The sequence below is a fragment of the Rhizobium sp. TH2 genome (assembly GCF_024707525.1).
Taxonomy (GTDB): domain Bacteria; phylum Pseudomonadota; class Alphaproteobacteria; order Rhizobiales; family Rhizobiaceae; genus Rhizobium_E.
Window position 1 is genome coordinate 4,836,687 of record NZ_CP062231.1, and the last position, 14,254, is coordinate 4,850,940.

The window sequence follows — 14,254 nt, forward strand, 5'->3', positions numbered from 1 at the left end:
GATATTACTCCGCTGCCTGAAGGGTGGCTGCCGGACGGAAGTCATCCGGGAAATGATTGATGGCGCTCATGACGGGATAGGGCGTGAAGCCGCCCAGCGCGCAAAGCGAACCGAATTTCATCGTGTTCGAGAGGTCCGCGACCAGAGCGAGGTTCTTCTCCGGCTCGATGCCCTGCGAAATCTTGTCGATGGTTTCGACACCGCGGACGGAACCGATGCGGCAGGGCGTGCACTTGCCACAGGATTCCACGGCGCAGAATTCGAAGGCGAAGCGCGCCTGCGCCAGCATGTCGGCGGTGTCGTCGAACACCGTGATGCCGGCATGACCGATCAGGCCGTCCTTAGCCGCGAACGCTTCGTAGTCGAACGGCGTGTCGAACAGCGACACGGGGAAGTAAGCCCCGAGCGGCCCACCGACCTGTACGGCCTTGACCGGGCGGCCCGTACGGGTGCCGCCACCGATGTCGTTGACGATTTCGCCGAGGGTAAGGCCGAACGCGACTTCATAGAGGCCGGAATGCTTGACGTTGCCGGCGATCTGGATCGGGATCGTGCCGCGCGAGCGGCCCATGCCGAAATCCTTGTAGTGTTGCGCGCCCTTTTCCATGATCACAGGCACGGAGGCGAGCGAGATCACGTTGTTGACGACTGTGGGCTTGCCGAGGAAGCCTTCAAGCGCGGGTAGTGGCGGCTTGGCGCGCACGACGCCGCGCTTGCCTTCGAGCGAGTTGAGCAGCGAGGTCTCTTCGCCGCAGACATAGGCGCCGGCACCGGAGCGGATCTCCATGTCGAAGGCCTTGCCCGAACCGAGCACCGAAGCCCCCAGCACGCCCTCGCGGCGAGCGACTTCCACCGCCTCGTTCATGATCAGGATGGCGTTCGGATACTCCGAGCGGAGATAGACATAACCCTTGTTTGCGCCAACCGCGATGCCCGCGATCGCCATGCCTTCTATCAACACGAAGGGGTCGCCTTCCATGATCATCCGGTCGGCGAAGGTGGCACTGTCGCCCTCGTCGGCATTGCAGACGATGTATTTCTGCGGGCCGGCCGCATCATGAACCGTCTTCCACTTGATGCCGGTCGGGAAGCCCGCACCACCACGGCCGCGCAGGCCGGAATCGGTGACTTCCTTGACGACATCGGCGCCGGTCATACCAAGCGCGCGTTCGAGGCCCACAAGACCGCCGAGCGACTTGTGGTCATCTAGCGACAGCGGATCGGTGATGCCGCAGCGGGAGAATGTCAGCCGCGTCTGATTCTTCAGCCAGCTGATTTCTTCTGTCAGTCCATGGCAGAGCGGATGATCCTTGCCTTCGAGCAGGCCGGCATCGAGCAGACCAGCAACATCCTTGGCGGCAACCGGACCATAGGCGACGCGGCCGGCCGGCGTCTCAACCTCGACCAGCACTTCGAGCCAATGAAGCCCACGCGATCCATTGCGGACGATTGTCGCGTCGAGGCCGCGTGCGGAGATCTCGGCCTGGAACGCCTTGACGACCCTCTCGGCGCCGACGGCGAGGGCTGCGGAATCACGCGGGATGAAAATGCGAACAGTCACAGGCGCACCTCCTTGATGAGGGCTGAAAGCGTCTCGCGGTCGAGGCGCCCGTGAAGCTCCCCATCGATCTGCGCCGAGGGAGCGGTGGAACAGAGCCCGAGACAGTAAACCGGTTCGAGCGTCACCCGACCATCCGGCGTCGTGCCGTGCCAATCGAGATCGAGCACCTTGCAGGCATGTTCGGCAATATCGCGGCCGCCCATCGACTGGCAGGCCTCGGCGCGACAGATACGCACCACATGCTGGCCGGCGGGATGGCTACGAAATTCGTGATAGAAGGTAACGACGCCATGGACCTCGGCGCGGGAGAGATTGAGCTCGCGGGCGATCAGCGGCAGGGCGGCCTCCGGCACATAGCCGAAATCTTCCTGAACCGCATGCAGGATCGGCAGCAGCGGCCCTTCCAGCGACTTGAGTTCATTGACGATTTCGAGCGTCCGTGCGCTCACATCGTCCTTCACATGGACATTCATACTGGCCTCCACCCATCCGCCACGAAAGCAGTCGTTAAGGCATGCGGCAATCGCCACCACGCCTTCAGTCTAGCACATTTCCGGGAAATTTTGATGGCAAAACCGGAACTCTGTCGGCGATGCGTTGGGTGATGATCGCAATTGGAGCTTCCAACGTCAATAACGGAGGTTCGTTGCTTGATAGAAAATTTCTATCAAAGACGGCAGATTGTCGTTTGCCGAAAAACTGGTATTATTCGAAACATGCGAAACTTTCGAGGAGTACGACTATGAAAGTCTCATCGGCAGAGTTCATCAAGAACTATGGCACACTCGCCGACAAGGCGCTCCAGGAGGCCGTGACTATTACCAGAAACGGACGGGACAGACTCGTACTGATTTCCAGCGAGGAATATGGTCGTTTGAGGGAAAGCTATCGTCGCGCACTTCGCATCGAAGATCTCTCCGACGAGGACATCGAACTCATCTCCAAGGCCGAAGTACCGGCCGAATACGGTTACCTCGACGAACTCATCAAAGACTGGAAGCCCGAGGAATGAGTTGGCCGACACCTGTTCCCGGCATGGTCGTCCGCTATTCATTTCTCTGGTCGTCGGAGGATGCACGAGGCAAAGAAGACGGTGCTAAAGACAGGCCTTGCGCCATCGTAGTGGCGACAGGCCAAGTCGAAACCGGAATCCGAACTTATCTCCTGCCTATTACCCATACTCAGCCGCAAGCACCAAGTGATGCAGTGGAAATTCCCAAATCCGTGAAGGCTCATCTTGGCCTAGATGCCGACCCCTCATGGATCGTCGTAAACGAGATAAATGCCTTCGTCTGGCCGGGCTATGACCTGGCGCCGGTCGGACGAACCGGAAGTCCAGTCTATGGCATTCTGCCTCCCGGCTTCTTTCGTCATCTACGCTCGCGCTTCCTAGCCGTGCGGAAACGCGTTATCACGAAACGCACTTAGCCCCTTCCACGCACCTCCCGCGCCATATTCAGCATCGCTGACACCAGCGGTGTGTTCGGCTCGCGCTCCAGCGCAATGATCCCGACGGAATGGCTGGTCTCCGGCGCGGTAAGCGGTACGACGGCGATCTCCGATGCAAACCCGAACGACCGCGCCGCATCGAGCGGCATGATCGAGGCCCATTTGCCGGTCAGGACATGGGTGAACAGCACGATCATCGAATTGGATTCGAGTCGGGGCGATACGCTCACGCCGGCCTCAGCCATGTGCTTGTTGATAATGCGGCGGTTCTGCATATCAGGAGTCAGCAGGCAGAGCGGCAGTTCGCTCACCTCTTTCCAGGTCACCGAGGCACGGTCCGCCAGCGGTGCCGATTTCGAAGTGACCAGATAATAGCGTTCTTCTATCAGAGGCACCGTGACCACTCGCCCGAGCGGCTCATTGTCGAGATAGGTGATGCCGATATCGGTCTCGAGATTGTCGAGCTGGCTCATGATATGCAGAGAGGTCGCCGACTGGATCGAGAAGGTCACATCCGGGTGCTTCTCCTGAAACGGCGCGCTCAACCGGGGCACCAGCGACAGCGCGGTGGGGATCGCGGTGATGCGTAGGTGACCTGAGAGGCCCTTGTGCGCGGCGCGCATCTCCTCCTTCATCGTCCTGGCATCGCCGACGATGCGGCGTGCCCATTCCAGCACCCGCTGACCCTCAGGCGTCAGGCCCTGGTAGCGCGAGCCGCGATTGACCAGCATTACGCCGAGCTCGTTTTCGAGCGCGCGGATCGCTGCCGAAAGCGTCGGCTGGGTGATGCCGCATTCCTCGGCGGCCCGGCCGAAATGCTGCTCGCGGGCGAGCGCGAGGAAGAATTGCAGCTTGTCGATCATCGCATCACCCGGAACTTGGAAGCAGCATTGAACCGCATTACATCATGAATACAAGAATCCCCTTCAATTTTTGGCCGATTTGCGTTAGAGGCCGCCTCGGAAAGAACAAGGAGCTCCGAAAGGACAGATCATGGACAAGTTCACAACGCTGACAGGCATCGCGGCACCCTATCCGGTCATCAATATCGACACGGACATGATCATCCCGAAGGATTATCTCAAGACCATCAAGCGCACCGGCCTCGGCACCGGCCTGTTCGCCGAGGCGCGCTACAAGGACGATGGTTCGGAAAACCCAGACTTCGTGCTCAACAAGCCGGCTTACCGCAAGTCGCAGATCCTCGTCGCCGGCGACAATTTCGGCTGCGGCTCATCGCGCGAACATGCGCCCTGGGCACTGCTCGATTTCGGCATCCGCTGCGTGATCTCCACCAGCTTCGCCGACATTTTCTACAATAACTGTTTCAAGAATGGCATCCTGCCGATCGTGGTCTCGCCCGATGACCTGGAAAAGCTGATGGACGATGCCAGCCGCGGCTCCAACGCCACGCTGTCCGTCGATCTCGAAGCCCAGGAAATCCGTGGCCCCGACGGCGGCACGATCAAGTTCGACATCGACGCCTTCAAGAAGCATTGCCTGCTCAACGGCCTCGATGATATCGGCCTGACGCTGGCCAAGGCGGACGAAATCGACACCTACGAAAAGAAGACAGCCAATTCACGCCCCTGGGCCTGAGCGGTTCTGGATGGTTTTTTGAAAGGCGCGGGACCGCAGGGCTCCGCGCCTTTTGCTTATGCAAATGGGTTCACTGCGGCGCCCCATTGCCGGACAGGATTTGTGCGGCACCACGCATGGCGACGCGGAACGCCTCGTCAAAATTGACGCCACGTACGACCCATCGATAGGTTTCGCCATCGTGCTTGAGCCGCCAGGTGGCGACCCAGCCGAGATCGGCATCACTCCAGACGAGGCTGCCTGACAGGGGAAGGACGCCGTCCGAAGGTTCCAACGCGCCTGCGTCCAGTGATGCCGCATCCGCAGCGGCAGGAAACGTCACCTTCAGTGCCAGCGGAGCCGCGCCGAGTGCGAAGGACTCCCGCATGGCAAGGTCGCGCATGTCGTCCGCCGTGACCCGGAATGCCTGCCCACCCCTTTTGACATCGAGAACGATCAGGAAGGTCGGCCGCTCCGCCAGCCAAGGGCGGCTGCCGAAAGTGGCCAACAGATCATCGATGGTCTTGCGATCATAGCGGCAGGTCAGGTCGTGCGGTCGGTCATATGTTCCCTGTTCGTCATGAATCGGCTTACCCGCCAGCCGGTCGCGATAGGAAAAGGATGCTACAAAGTCGCCCGCCCTCGCTCGAAGCGCGTCAGCTTGTGAAAGTCGAGGCAGGCGTTGATCGCCGGAAACCTTGACCAGGACCCGATCGAGGCAATCTCGAAAGCCGGGTTGCCGGTTCTTTTCGCCCTGGCCGGTCACGATGGCCTGGGATGAATAGAGATCGTCGGGCTCTGCTGCGGGCACCCGGCTTGCCAGCAGGCTGATCAATAGCAGAACTGCGCCGGCAAAGCGCACAAAGGTCATGTCCCCTCCCAAGGCAACAACCGTTCAACGCAGGCGATCAGGCCTCTGCGCCGGCTTCGATCGCCTCGATATCGTCGTCGGAAAGGCCGAAATGGTGGCCGATTTCGTGGATCAGCACATGGGTGATGATGTCGCCCAGCGTTTCCTCGTTCTCCGACCAATAGTCGAGTATCGGCCGGCGATAGAGCGAAATGCGGTTCGGCAGTTCGCCATTCTCCACGGAGAAGCGTTCGGTGACGCCCCTGCCCTCGAACAGGCCGAGGAGATCGAATGGCGTTTCGAGCGCCATATCCTCGAACACGTCGTCCGAAGGGAAGTCGGAGATCTCGATGATGAGGTCCTGGCACAGCGCGCGAAAATCCTCCGGCAACTGACCATAGGCCTCGCGCGCCAATTGCTCGATTGCTTCCAATGACGGGGAAAACCTGTCCCGCCAATCATCTGTCTGGTCGATACTCGCCATGAACGCTCCTGTTGCGCCCTATATAGAGTCATCGCCGCAATTTTGCGAGGGCGAACTCATTTGCCTCTCGGCAGGATGTCGAAATCGAATCGGCGGCCGGCAAAGGGCTGCCGGTCGAGGCTGAAGTGCCACCATTCACGGGCATAATTCTTGAAACCGCGCCGCTGCATCGCCTCGACCAACAGCTTGCGATTTGCCTTTGCGATCCTGGAAACACCCGCACTGTTGGTATGCGCCAGCGGGTCGAAGAAATCGAAACCGGTGCCCATGTCGATCTCGGAGCCATCCAGGGATACCAGCGTGAGATCAATCGTGGAGCCCGCCGAATGGCCCGAACGCTTGCCGATATAGCCCTCGGCGATCAGCCGGTCGCGCGATACGCGTGGGTAATGGATCTTGTCGAAATCAGCGCCTTTGCCGGCCCATGCCACGAAGCTATCCACGGCCTTGACCGGCCTGTAGCAATCCCAGACTTTCAGGCCGAGCCTGCTGCTCCGCAAATCCTTCTGGACCTGAGCCAGCACCTTCGCCGCCTTCATCGTCAGGATGCATTCAGCGGCATTGTAGCCGGGCGCAGGCGCGTGGGTAAAATTATCCGGCCCTGCATAGCGCATGTCCTGCACGATCGCGGCATCGACATCGGAGAGATAGACGAAGCCGGACGGCAATTCCGCCGCTTGCACTGTAACGGCCTGCACCGCGAGCATGAGGCCGCACGCAAAGGCGAGCGCGCGGCACATCATTGGCATCAGGTGCCGGTGCGCACGATCCTGAGCAGGATGAGCAGGATCACCGCGCCGATCGTGGCATGCAGGATGGCCCACAGGAACCCGCCGCCAACGCCGAAACCGAGCCGCGGAAGCAGAAAGCCCGCGATGAGGGCGCCCACGATACCGACGACGATATTGCCGAGAAGACCGAAGCCATACCCCTTGACGACGATGCCTGCCAGCCAGCCGGCGATGGCGCCGACGATCAGAAATACAAGAATGCTTTCAATGCCCATCATGATCCAATCCCCATTGACATGCGACGGGCGGGACCGGCCTTTTGCCGCTCACGCCCGCAATCATTAATAGGGATAAATGAAAAGTTCGCCAGTCAAATCGGCGCTGCTTTCTACCACTCAGCGCCGTTCTTCTACCCCACGCCCGGGCGGCAGAACCTCGTTTTCGACGGCCAGCACATCAGCCGCCGGCACCCGTTCGAGATGCATCTTGCGCTGTTCGAACCATGCGACGGAGACCGAGCCGTCATCATGGCTCTTCACGATGGTCATCAGCCTGTCGTCGTCTTTGAGGCGGACGGTTTCGCCGACTGCCCAGTGCCTGCCCTGTTGTTCGCTCATGATCCGGCTTGTATCTCCTTGACGGCGCAAAACCGTTGCTGGACATGTTTGTTCCGTTCATGCACGCGATTTGCTGAACGTGGGCGGTCGCGAACCCGCGTTCACGAGGTCCGCCGGCCGGAGATTGCCGAGCATATGGTCGCGCTCGATCTTCGGAGAAGATGATGGCGATTCCGCCTGCCGCACGGCAATCATGGCGCGTGCGGCAGTGCTTCGATTCAGCAAGCCGGTGCGACCATCGCCTTGCCGATGGCCACGACCGATCCATTTTCGTCGCGCACGACGATGATTATTTCCTGTGCCTTCCCGCATGTTGCGTTTGCCGCCGGATCTTTCTTCATCGCAACGGCCTGCGGCACCATCTGCATGTCGTTTTCGACGGCGTCTTGGGGAACGGATGCCATCGCCGGAACGGCGGACATCAGAAGAATGGCAAGCGTTTTCATATCAGCCTCATCTGGTTTGGCCCGCTGCCTGCTGCCTTAGGGCATCAAGTTGATGGTCAAATTCCCGAAAACTGTTTGGGTTCCATGAGAAGCATAATTTGTTTAAAATCAAACATTTAAATAGATAATGGCCCTCCCGGAAGGAACTCCGGGAGTGCTGAATTCAGATGTCGGGCGATCAGTGGCGCGCAGGCCGTGTCTCGCCTCCCTTCTTCTCCGGATCACGCGTGTGGTGGCTATCGCGCTCACCGCCGCCGCCGGAAATGCTGCTCTTTGACTTGGCGTCGGATTGCGCCGGCGGCTTCTTGATTTCCAGCGGCGCCTTGGCGTTTTCATGCGAGGCGCCGGGGCCGCCCTGCCGGATGCTCGCTGGTGTCTTGGTAGAGGTGGACATTGTGGGTCTCCTTAGCGGTCCTGCGTTGAAAGCTGCGGCGTCAGGTTGATCTTGGTATTGCCCTGCTGGCCCTGCTTGGACGGGTCGGTCACGCCGGGCTTCACCTTCTGGTTCGCGGCGGCATTGAAATGCGCATCCTCGCCGGGACCCTTGTCGCTGAGATTGTCGCGCGGAATTGGGGGTGCTTTGGTGGTCATGTCGGTTTCTCCTCAGTTCTTCAGCAATCCGGCGTCGCGGCGCGACGCGTCTAGTTTCTCGACCGGCACCACACGGTTGGCGGCATGATCCTGATATTGTTCGGACTTGATGGCCTTGCCATCGAGGCCGCGCTCCCGGGAGTGCTGGGCCTTGTCGCGATTGGAAAGGACGTCGTTCGCGCCGATCTTGTCGAGGTCCATATGGGTCATCGCGCCGGCGCCCGATTTCTTGCCCCGGCTGCCTTCGCCGACGTGATTCTTGCTGGCATTCGCCATTTCGGTCTCCTTGTCCTGCATGTTGCATCGCCTGACCAACATTCGGCGACGGGGATGGTTCCCGGGAACCATTCGCGTAGCGGCTGGTTTGAAGGAAGTATTTGGGCTCAAGGAGGATCAGATGAGCACCTCTCACACCACGACCAGCCACAAGAAGATCCGGACCTGGATCGAAGCCCGCGACGGCCATCCGGCACGCGTCAAGGCAAGCGGAGACGACGGCATATTGAGAATCGACTTCGGCACGCCGGAGGAAAACCTGGAAGACATCGAATGGGACGAGTTCTTCAAGATCTTCGACGAGAACGATCTTGCTTTCCTCTATCAGGACAAAACGCAGGACGGTGGAACCAGCAGGTTCTCGAAATTCGTTTCCCGTCACTGATATCTTCCAACCAAGCCGGCCCCGAATCACGAAACCCGGCTCCATGTGGAACCGGGCTTCATGAAGGGGAGGTCAGGCGCTTCCAGCTGGGCCACCCGTGCAGGCGGATGGCCCAGCTCGTCAATTACCAGGCGCAGACGCGCACCCGCTTGACGTACATGTTGCCCCAGTCATCGAAGCGCTTGATCTTCTTGACGAAGCAGTAGTCACCGCCATGGTGATAGCCGCCGGCCCAGTACTTGTAGTGGTGGCCGTGATGATGGCCATGGTGATGGCCGTGATGCTTCCACTTGTGGCCAGCTTCAGCAGTTGCCGAGAGCGAAACAGTTGCGATGAGGGCAGCTGCCGCGCCAATGATGAACTTCTTCATGGTCGTTCTCCTAAGGTTGCGTTGTCTGTCCCGTCATGCTTGCGGACGCTTTCTGTCGTCCGTTGATACCCGTTATCCCACATGCGCTTTCGCTCTGCTGTCTCCCCAGGAACAGTGCCGGTCGGGCGCGGAAAATCACCGCCATCGGCAGCCAAAGGCATCCTGAAATGATGGAACCAATCGATTCATCACCCGTTTTGAGGGCAACCGGGCCAGTCGATGTCCGGCCTGCTTTCTAACGAGGAGAACTGAGATGAAACGGATTCTAGCAACGACTGCGCTCGTCATGATCCTGTCCGGCGGCGCCGCCTATGCCGAGATGGGCAACTACACGAGCCAGCCCACCGATATCAACGCGTCGCAATTCATCGGCCAGCGCATCTACGCAGCCGACACGATGCCGGCCGACAGCGTGCAGCCCGGCGCTGAAAAAGACTGGGATGATGTCGGCGAGATCAACGAAGTGATCCTCGACCGCTCGGGCAAGATTAATGCCGTGGTCCTAGGCGTCGGCGGTTTCCTGGGCATGGGCGAAAAGGCCGTGGCCGTCCCCATGACCGACGTCAAGTTTGTAAAGAACGGCGAAGGCGCCGATGACTTCTTCCTTGTCGTGAACACCAACAAGGATGCGCTCGCAGCAGCCCCTGCCTTCGTTTCGGCCGATGAAAAGGCTGCCCAGCAGACGGCTGCGAAGGATGCGGCGACGCCGGTCGATCCGAACGCCACCGCGACCGATACCACGATGACCGCTCCGGCCGATACCACGGCTGACGCAACCGCGGCAAAGCCGGCGGATACCACTACCGCAACGGCCGACACCGCTGTCAAGCCAGTTGATACAACCACGGCTGCGGACACGAGTGCGGCGAAGACGGATACGACAACCACCGCGGCTGATACGACGGCCAAGAAGCCGGCCGACGCGACGACCGCGATGGACGACAATGCAGCGACGACGGACACCACCACTACGGCTTCGACCACCACCGGCAACTCGACGCAGGCAATGTCTGACGAGAACCGCGCGCGGCTGACCCGCCCGGAAATCACCCGTGAGGGCTACCTGGCGGCTCAGGCGAACGAGATCACCGCCGACAAGCTGACCGGCGCCCGCGTCTATGGCCCGAAGGATGAGGATGTCGGCGAAATCAACCGCATCATTCTCGACAACAACGGCCAGGTCGATCGCGTCGTCCTCGATGTCGGCGGCTTCCTGGGCATTGGCGAACGTCAGATCGCCGTGACCATGGACGAGCTGAACATCGTCAAGAATGCCAAGGGCGACGATTTCCGCGTATACATCGACGCCAACCAGGCCAACCTTAAGGCCCAGCCCGAATTCAAGGGCTGATCTGGTTCTCACCGGTTGGAAAGGGGTCCGTTCGCGGACCCCTTTTTCGTGTTTTGAACAGTTCCGCACACAGGATTTGGCCGGGGAACCTTTCGTCAAGCACCGGGTTTCACCCCGTTCAATCCAACCCGTTCCCGTTCCATGAAAGGATCCAGACATGGCCAAGGAAATGACGCTTGCCGACCTCTTCTATGACACGCTGAAGGATATCTATTACGCCGAACGGCAGATTCTGAAGGCGCTTCCGAAAATGGCCCGGGCGGCGCAATCGCCCCAGCTCAAGGCAGGCTTCGAAAAGCACAAGGAACAGACCGAGGGCCAAGTCGAGCGCCTGCAGCAGGTTTTCGAGATTATCGGCAAGCGGGCGCAGGGCAAGACCTGCGAAGCGATCCAGGGCATCATCGCCGAAGGCGAGGAAATTATGGAGGAATTCAAGGGCACGCAGGCTCTCGATGCCGGTCTCATCTCCTCCGCCCAGGCCGTCGAGCACTATGAAATCGCCCGCTACGGCACGCTGAAGGCCTGGGCTAAGCAGCTTGGCTACAAGGATGCGGTACCGCTGCTCGATGCCACGCTCAAGGAAGAAACCCTGACGGACGAGACGCTTTCCAAGCTCGCCGAAACAGCGGTCAACGCAGCGGCAGGCAAGAAGGCTGCCTGACCACCGGCCGCCGGATCGCGAGACACTATGCTGCTTTAAAGCGGGGGAGGCAAACGCCTCCCCCGCTTTGTATACACGCGAAAGCCCCGAGCAAGGTTGCTTGCTCATTGTTTGAGCAGCTCGGAGAGGTGCTCATGATGCAGCATGTTCGATTTCGCGTGGTAGGCGGTTTTGCCGCCGAGGCAGCCAGACGGTGGCCCTGCCGTGACGATGTTCGCCAGGAGGCGCAACGCCGGATCAACGCATCCGGCTATACCCGCTACAGGGCCAAGGCCTTGGCAACGGGCGCCATGATACCGGATGCCATCCGGCATTTCGCGCTCCAGGTCAATTACGTGGCCGAAGCGCTCTCGGTTCTGCAGCCGATTCCCGAAGATTTTCAATCAGATGCCTATTGGCCAGCGCCTGAACCAGTGAGTTGAAGCAGTTGTTCTACAACTGGAACAAAGGTGATTGCGGCGCATTTGCCCAATATGCAAACGCTCACAGCCCCAGAGATGCCGCTTCCCGAAACCGTCGAGGGCTCCTCCCGGAAACCCACCGACGCCGCCGCTCGACGCATGGTCGTTCCGATCCGGCTTCGGCGCCGGATGTCGGTCACCGACAAGCCCATCCTGATCGTCGAGGACGAATATTTGATTGCGGCTGACCTGGCATATCAGATCATCGAGGACGGCGGACACGTGATCGGGCCGGCTCTATCCATCGCCGACGCTCTGGACCTGCTGCGCCACACGGCCGAGCTCGGCGGCGCCATTCTTGACGTGAAGGTTGAGCATACCAATACGTTCGATCTGGCCGATGCCCTGACTGACGCGGGCGTGCCCTTCGTCTTCTTCACCGGCTATCGCAGCGTGGCCATCCCCGACCGTTTCATCGGCGTGCCGAGGATTGTCAAGCCGGCCGGCTGGCGGCAGCTCAGACAGGGCCTTGTTGTTGCGGCCGAAAGGCTGAGCAATACGGGCAGTGGCAGCTTCCGCGACAGTATCGAAGCGGCACTTCCCACCTTGCGCCGGCAAGCCAGGACGCTGGTCGAGAACCCTGAAGACGCCGACCGGCTGGTTGAGGATACGCTCGAGCGAGCCATTTCGGCCGTGGCCAATCGGACGCTCAATGTCACGATAGAGGAATGGCTTTTGTCACTGCTCGCCGCCGATGATGACAAGACGAAGCAGCGCTTTCTCCATTGAACGGGATCAGGCTTGAGATTCGTCCTGGAGGATTTCGAGGTCGCGGCGATACTTCTCGGCATCTTCCCCACTGCGCAGCGCGCTCTGCAGGTTATCCTCAAGGTCGGCCTTCTTCACCGGCAAGGCCAATGGATTGGCGGCCGCACGACGGACGAAAGCTTCATCCTCCTCCCCGGATCGCCTCGTAAGCGCATCCACCGCACCAATGACCTCCTCCGGAAAGGCGTCGAGCCTGAGCCGTTCGAAGGTCCAGCCCTCGGATTTTTCGATGACGTCGTGAAGATAGGCGATCGGCCTTAGCGCCGGTTCGACCCGCATGGCCACGCGTTCGCAATGTTCGATATAGGGCCTGCCGTCCTTGCCGGTCTGGCCTCGATGGGCATTGGTGGCGATGCGCACCGCACGCATGAAAATCTGGTCCTGCGACAAGGAATTCATCGCATTTTCGGTTGCCACAGCTGTCATTGCGATCACGTCTCCTGCCCTCCGTTCACCAGTACATTATTAGCGCATTAACGCTTTGCGTGCACCCCGCGTTCCCTGCGTCTGCGTCATAGCAGCACGTCGAAAAATATGGGGCTCGATCCGAAAAATCGTTTGAGATCAGGAACAAAGCGGTAACCTCGGAAGTTTTATGTCCAGCCTCGGGAATCCCGGAGGTAACATCTTGGAGACTTCTGCAGTCTCAGAAAAATGGAGGATACCATGGGTCGCGGTGCATTACTTTGGCTGCTCGGAGTGCCGATTCCGATCATCATCATTCTCGCACTTTTGTTCTAGGAGATCGACATGGCAATTCCAACATCTCCGATCGTGGTCGACGCACCGGTAGAGTCGTCGTCATCCGCGGTAAGCTGGGCACCGGTCATCGCTGGTGCCTTCGTTGCGACCGTCGTCACGCTGATCCTCATGCTGATTGGCGCCGGGCTCGGCCTGACAATGGTATCGCCATGGTCCGGCGAAAGCACCTCAGCGACGACCTTTAGCATCTATGCCGCCATCTGGCTGGTGATCGTTCAATGGGTATCCTCCGGCATCGGCGGTTACCTCACCGGGCGGCTCCGCACCAAGTGGGTCGGCGTTCATACCGATGAGGTCTTCTTCCGCGATACGTCGCACGGCCTGCTCGCCTGGGCACTGGCAACGGTCGTGGTCGTGGCACTTCTGAGTTCGACCGTTTCGTCGATCGTCAGCGGCGCGACGCAGGCTGCATCCAACATCGTCGGCACTACCAGTGCCGCAGCGGTGACGGCTGCGTCCAACGCTGGGCCGGATCTGTCGACGTCCTACTTCACCGACGCGCTTCTGCGCCCATCCGACCCGCGCATCGCTGCCACGGCGACCGCGACGACGGCGCCGGGCTCGAGTGAAGCAGCGGCAACCGAACTGTCGCGTATCCTGATGCGCAGTGCGGCTGCCGGTGAAATGTCGGCCGAGGACAGGACCTATGTCGAGCAGATCATCGCGGCACGCACCGGTCTGAACGAAGCCGATGCGAAGGCACGTGTCGATACGGTGCTGAAGCAGATAGAAGACGCCAAGGTCGCGGCCCAGGAAGCGGCCGACACGGCGCGCAAGGCTGCAGCGACCACCTCGCTTCTCGCCGCCCTGTCGATGCTGATCGGCGCCTTCATCGCCTGCGTTTCGGCAGCCCTGGGTGGCCGCCAGCGCGACGATGACGAGGACGTCTATCTCCGTTCGTAAGACACGGAAT

22 protein-coding genes are annotated in these 14,254 nt (G+C 60.2%); 8 read left to right on the forward strand and 14 right to left on the reverse strand.

What is annotated here, in order from left to right; genetic code table 11:
* Nucleotides 1–4: 4 nt before the first annotated feature.
* Entirely contained in the window at nt 5–1,561 is a 1,557-nt protein-coding gene (locus IHQ71_RS23565; protein WP_258158839.1) for an NADH-quinone oxidoreductase subunit NuoF, read from the reverse strand.
* Nucleotides 1,558–2,034 (reverse strand): formate dehydrogenase subunit gamma, encoded by a 477-nt coding sequence (locus tag IHQ71_RS23570; protein ID WP_258158840.1) that lies wholly within the window; start codon nt 2,032–2,034, stop codon nt 1,558–1,560. The genes IHQ71_RS23565 and IHQ71_RS23570 overlap by 4 nt, the downstream gene beginning before the upstream one ends.
* A 269-nt stretch (nt 2,035–2,303) precedes the next feature.
* Between IHQ71_RS23570 and IHQ71_RS23575 the strand changes: the two genes are divergently transcribed.
* The gene (locus tag IHQ71_RS23575) at nt 2,304–2,573 is read left to right on the forward strand and encodes a type II toxin-antitoxin system Phd/YefM family antitoxin (RefSeq protein WP_258158841.1); all 270 of its coding nucleotides are present in this window, start codon (nt 2,304–2,306) and stop codon (nt 2,571–2,573) included.
* 412 nt (nt 2,574–2,985) lie between these two features.
* Here the strand turns inward: IHQ71_RS23575 and IHQ71_RS23580 are convergent, their stop codons facing one another.
* Nucleotides 2,986–3,873 (reverse strand): LysR family transcriptional regulator, encoded by an 888-nt coding sequence (locus IHQ71_RS23580; protein ID WP_258158842.1) that lies wholly within the window; start codon nt 3,871–3,873, stop codon nt 2,986–2,988.
* A 130-nt stretch (nt 3,874–4,003) separates the two neighbouring features.
* Between IHQ71_RS23580 and leuD the strand changes: the two genes are divergently transcribed.
* Nucleotides 4,004–4,609, forward strand: a complete 606-nt coding sequence (gene leuD, locus IHQ71_RS23585) for a 3-isopropylmalate dehydratase small subunit (protein ID WP_258158843.1) — start codon at nt 4,004–4,006, stop codon at nt 4,607–4,609.
* 70 nt (nt 4,610–4,679) lie between these two features.
* On the opposite strand, the gene IHQ71_RS23590 is transcribed toward leuD, so the two are convergent.
* From IHQ71_RS23590 to IHQ71_RS23630, 9 genes are all read right to left on the reverse strand, one after another.
* Complete coding sequence (locus IHQ71_RS23590; RefSeq protein WP_258158844.1) at nt 4,680–5,459, reverse strand: DUF2066 domain-containing protein; 780 nt, start codon at nt 5,457–5,459, stop codon at nt 4,680–4,682.
* Between the two features lie 37 nt (nt 5,460–5,496).
* Nucleotides 5,497–5,922 (reverse strand): metallopeptidase family protein, encoded by a 426-nt coding sequence (locus IHQ71_RS23595; RefSeq protein WP_258158845.1) that lies wholly within the window; start codon nt 5,920–5,922, stop codon nt 5,497–5,499.
* A 56-nt stretch (nt 5,923–5,978) separates the two neighbouring features.
* Nucleotides 5,979–6,671, reverse strand: coding sequence for a M15 family metallopeptidase (locus IHQ71_RS23600; protein ID WP_258158846.1), 693 nt, complete (start codon nt 6,669–6,671; stop codon nt 5,979–5,981).
* Nucleotides 6,671–6,928, reverse strand: coding sequence for a GlsB/YeaQ/YmgE family stress response membrane protein (locus IHQ71_RS23605; protein WP_258162933.1), 258 nt, complete (start codon nt 6,926–6,928; stop codon nt 6,671–6,673). Before IHQ71_RS23605 ends, IHQ71_RS23600 begins: the two co-directional genes overlap by 1 nt.
* A 120-nt stretch (nt 6,929–7,048) precedes the next feature.
* Nucleotides 7,049–7,270: a hypothetical protein gene (locus tag IHQ71_RS23610; protein WP_258158847.1), complete on the reverse strand. Its 222-nt coding sequence runs from the start codon at nt 7,268–7,270 to the stop codon at nt 7,049–7,051.
* A 218-nt stretch (nt 7,271–7,488) separates the two neighbouring features.
* Entirely contained in the window at nt 7,489–7,716 is a 228-nt protein-coding gene (locus IHQ71_RS23615; RefSeq protein WP_258158848.1) for a hypothetical protein, read from the reverse strand.
* 178 nt (nt 7,717–7,894) lie between these two features.
* Entirely contained in the window at nt 7,895–8,110 is a 216-nt protein-coding gene (locus tag IHQ71_RS23620; protein WP_258158849.1) for a hypothetical protein, read from the reverse strand.
* An 11-nt stretch (nt 8,111–8,121) separates the two neighbouring features.
* Nucleotides 8,122–8,307, reverse strand: coding sequence for a hypothetical protein (locus IHQ71_RS23625; protein ID WP_258158850.1), 186 nt, complete (start codon nt 8,305–8,307; stop codon nt 8,122–8,124).
* A 12-nt stretch (nt 8,308–8,319) separates the two neighbouring features.
* Entirely contained in the window at nt 8,320–8,583 is a 264-nt protein-coding gene (locus IHQ71_RS23630; RefSeq protein ID WP_258162934.1) for a hypothetical protein, read from the reverse strand.
* A gap of 121 nt (nt 8,584–8,704) precedes the next feature.
* On the opposite strand from IHQ71_RS23630, the gene IHQ71_RS23635 reads away from it, so the two are divergent.
* A complete protein-coding gene (locus IHQ71_RS23635; RefSeq protein WP_258158851.1) occupies nt 8,705–8,968 on the forward strand; it encodes a hypothetical protein in 264 nt (87 codons plus the stop codon).
* Nucleotides 8,969–9,092: 124 nt separating this feature from the next.
* Here the strand turns inward: IHQ71_RS23635 and IHQ71_RS23640 are convergent, their stop codons facing one another.
* Nucleotides 9,093–9,338: a hypothetical protein gene (locus IHQ71_RS23640; RefSeq protein WP_258158852.1), complete on the reverse strand. Its 246-nt coding sequence runs from the start codon at nt 9,336–9,338 to the stop codon at nt 9,093–9,095.
* 253 nt (nt 9,339–9,591) lie between these two features.
* On the opposite strand from IHQ71_RS23640, the gene IHQ71_RS23645 reads away from it, so the two are divergent.
* From IHQ71_RS23645 to IHQ71_RS23660, 4 genes are all read left to right on the forward strand, one after another.
* Nucleotides 9,592–10,689 carry a PRC-barrel domain-containing protein gene (locus tag IHQ71_RS23645; protein WP_258158853.1) on the forward strand — a complete coding sequence of 366 codons (1,098 nt, stop codon included), beginning with the start codon at nt 9,592–9,594 and terminating at the stop codon, nt 10,687–10,689.
* Nucleotides 10,690–10,846: 157 nt separating this feature from the next.
* On the forward strand, nt 10,847–11,350 hold the full coding sequence (locus IHQ71_RS23650; RefSeq protein ID WP_258158854.1) for a ferritin-like domain-containing protein: 504 nt from the start codon (nt 10,847–10,849) through the stop codon (nt 11,348–11,350).
* A gap of 134 nt (nt 11,351–11,484) precedes the next feature.
* Entirely contained in the window at nt 11,485–11,772 is a 288-nt protein-coding gene (locus IHQ71_RS23655) for a hypothetical protein (RefSeq protein ID WP_258158855.1), read from the forward strand.
* A 51-nt stretch (nt 11,773–11,823) separates the two neighbouring features.
* On the forward strand, nt 11,824–12,540 hold the full coding sequence (locus tag IHQ71_RS23660; RefSeq protein WP_258158856.1) for a hypothetical protein: 717 nt from the start codon (nt 11,824–11,826) through the stop codon (nt 12,538–12,540).
* A gap of 6 nt (nt 12,541–12,546) precedes the next feature.
* On the opposite strand, the gene IHQ71_RS23665 is transcribed toward IHQ71_RS23660, so the two are convergent.
* Nucleotides 12,547–12,948 carry a metal-dependent phosphohydrolase gene (locus IHQ71_RS23665; RefSeq protein WP_258162935.1) on the reverse strand — a complete coding sequence of 134 codons (402 nt, stop codon included), beginning with the start codon at nt 12,946–12,948 and terminating at the stop codon, nt 12,547–12,549.
* A gap of 381 nt (nt 12,949–13,329) precedes the next feature.
* Here IHQ71_RS23665 and IHQ71_RS23670 point away from each other — a divergent pair, with 381 nt between their 5' ends.
* Nucleotides 13,330–14,244, forward strand: coding sequence for a hypothetical protein (locus tag IHQ71_RS23670; RefSeq protein ID WP_258158857.1), 915 nt, complete (start codon nt 13,330–13,332; stop codon nt 14,242–14,244).
* The last annotated feature ends 10 nt before the right edge of the window (nt 14,245–14,254 follow it).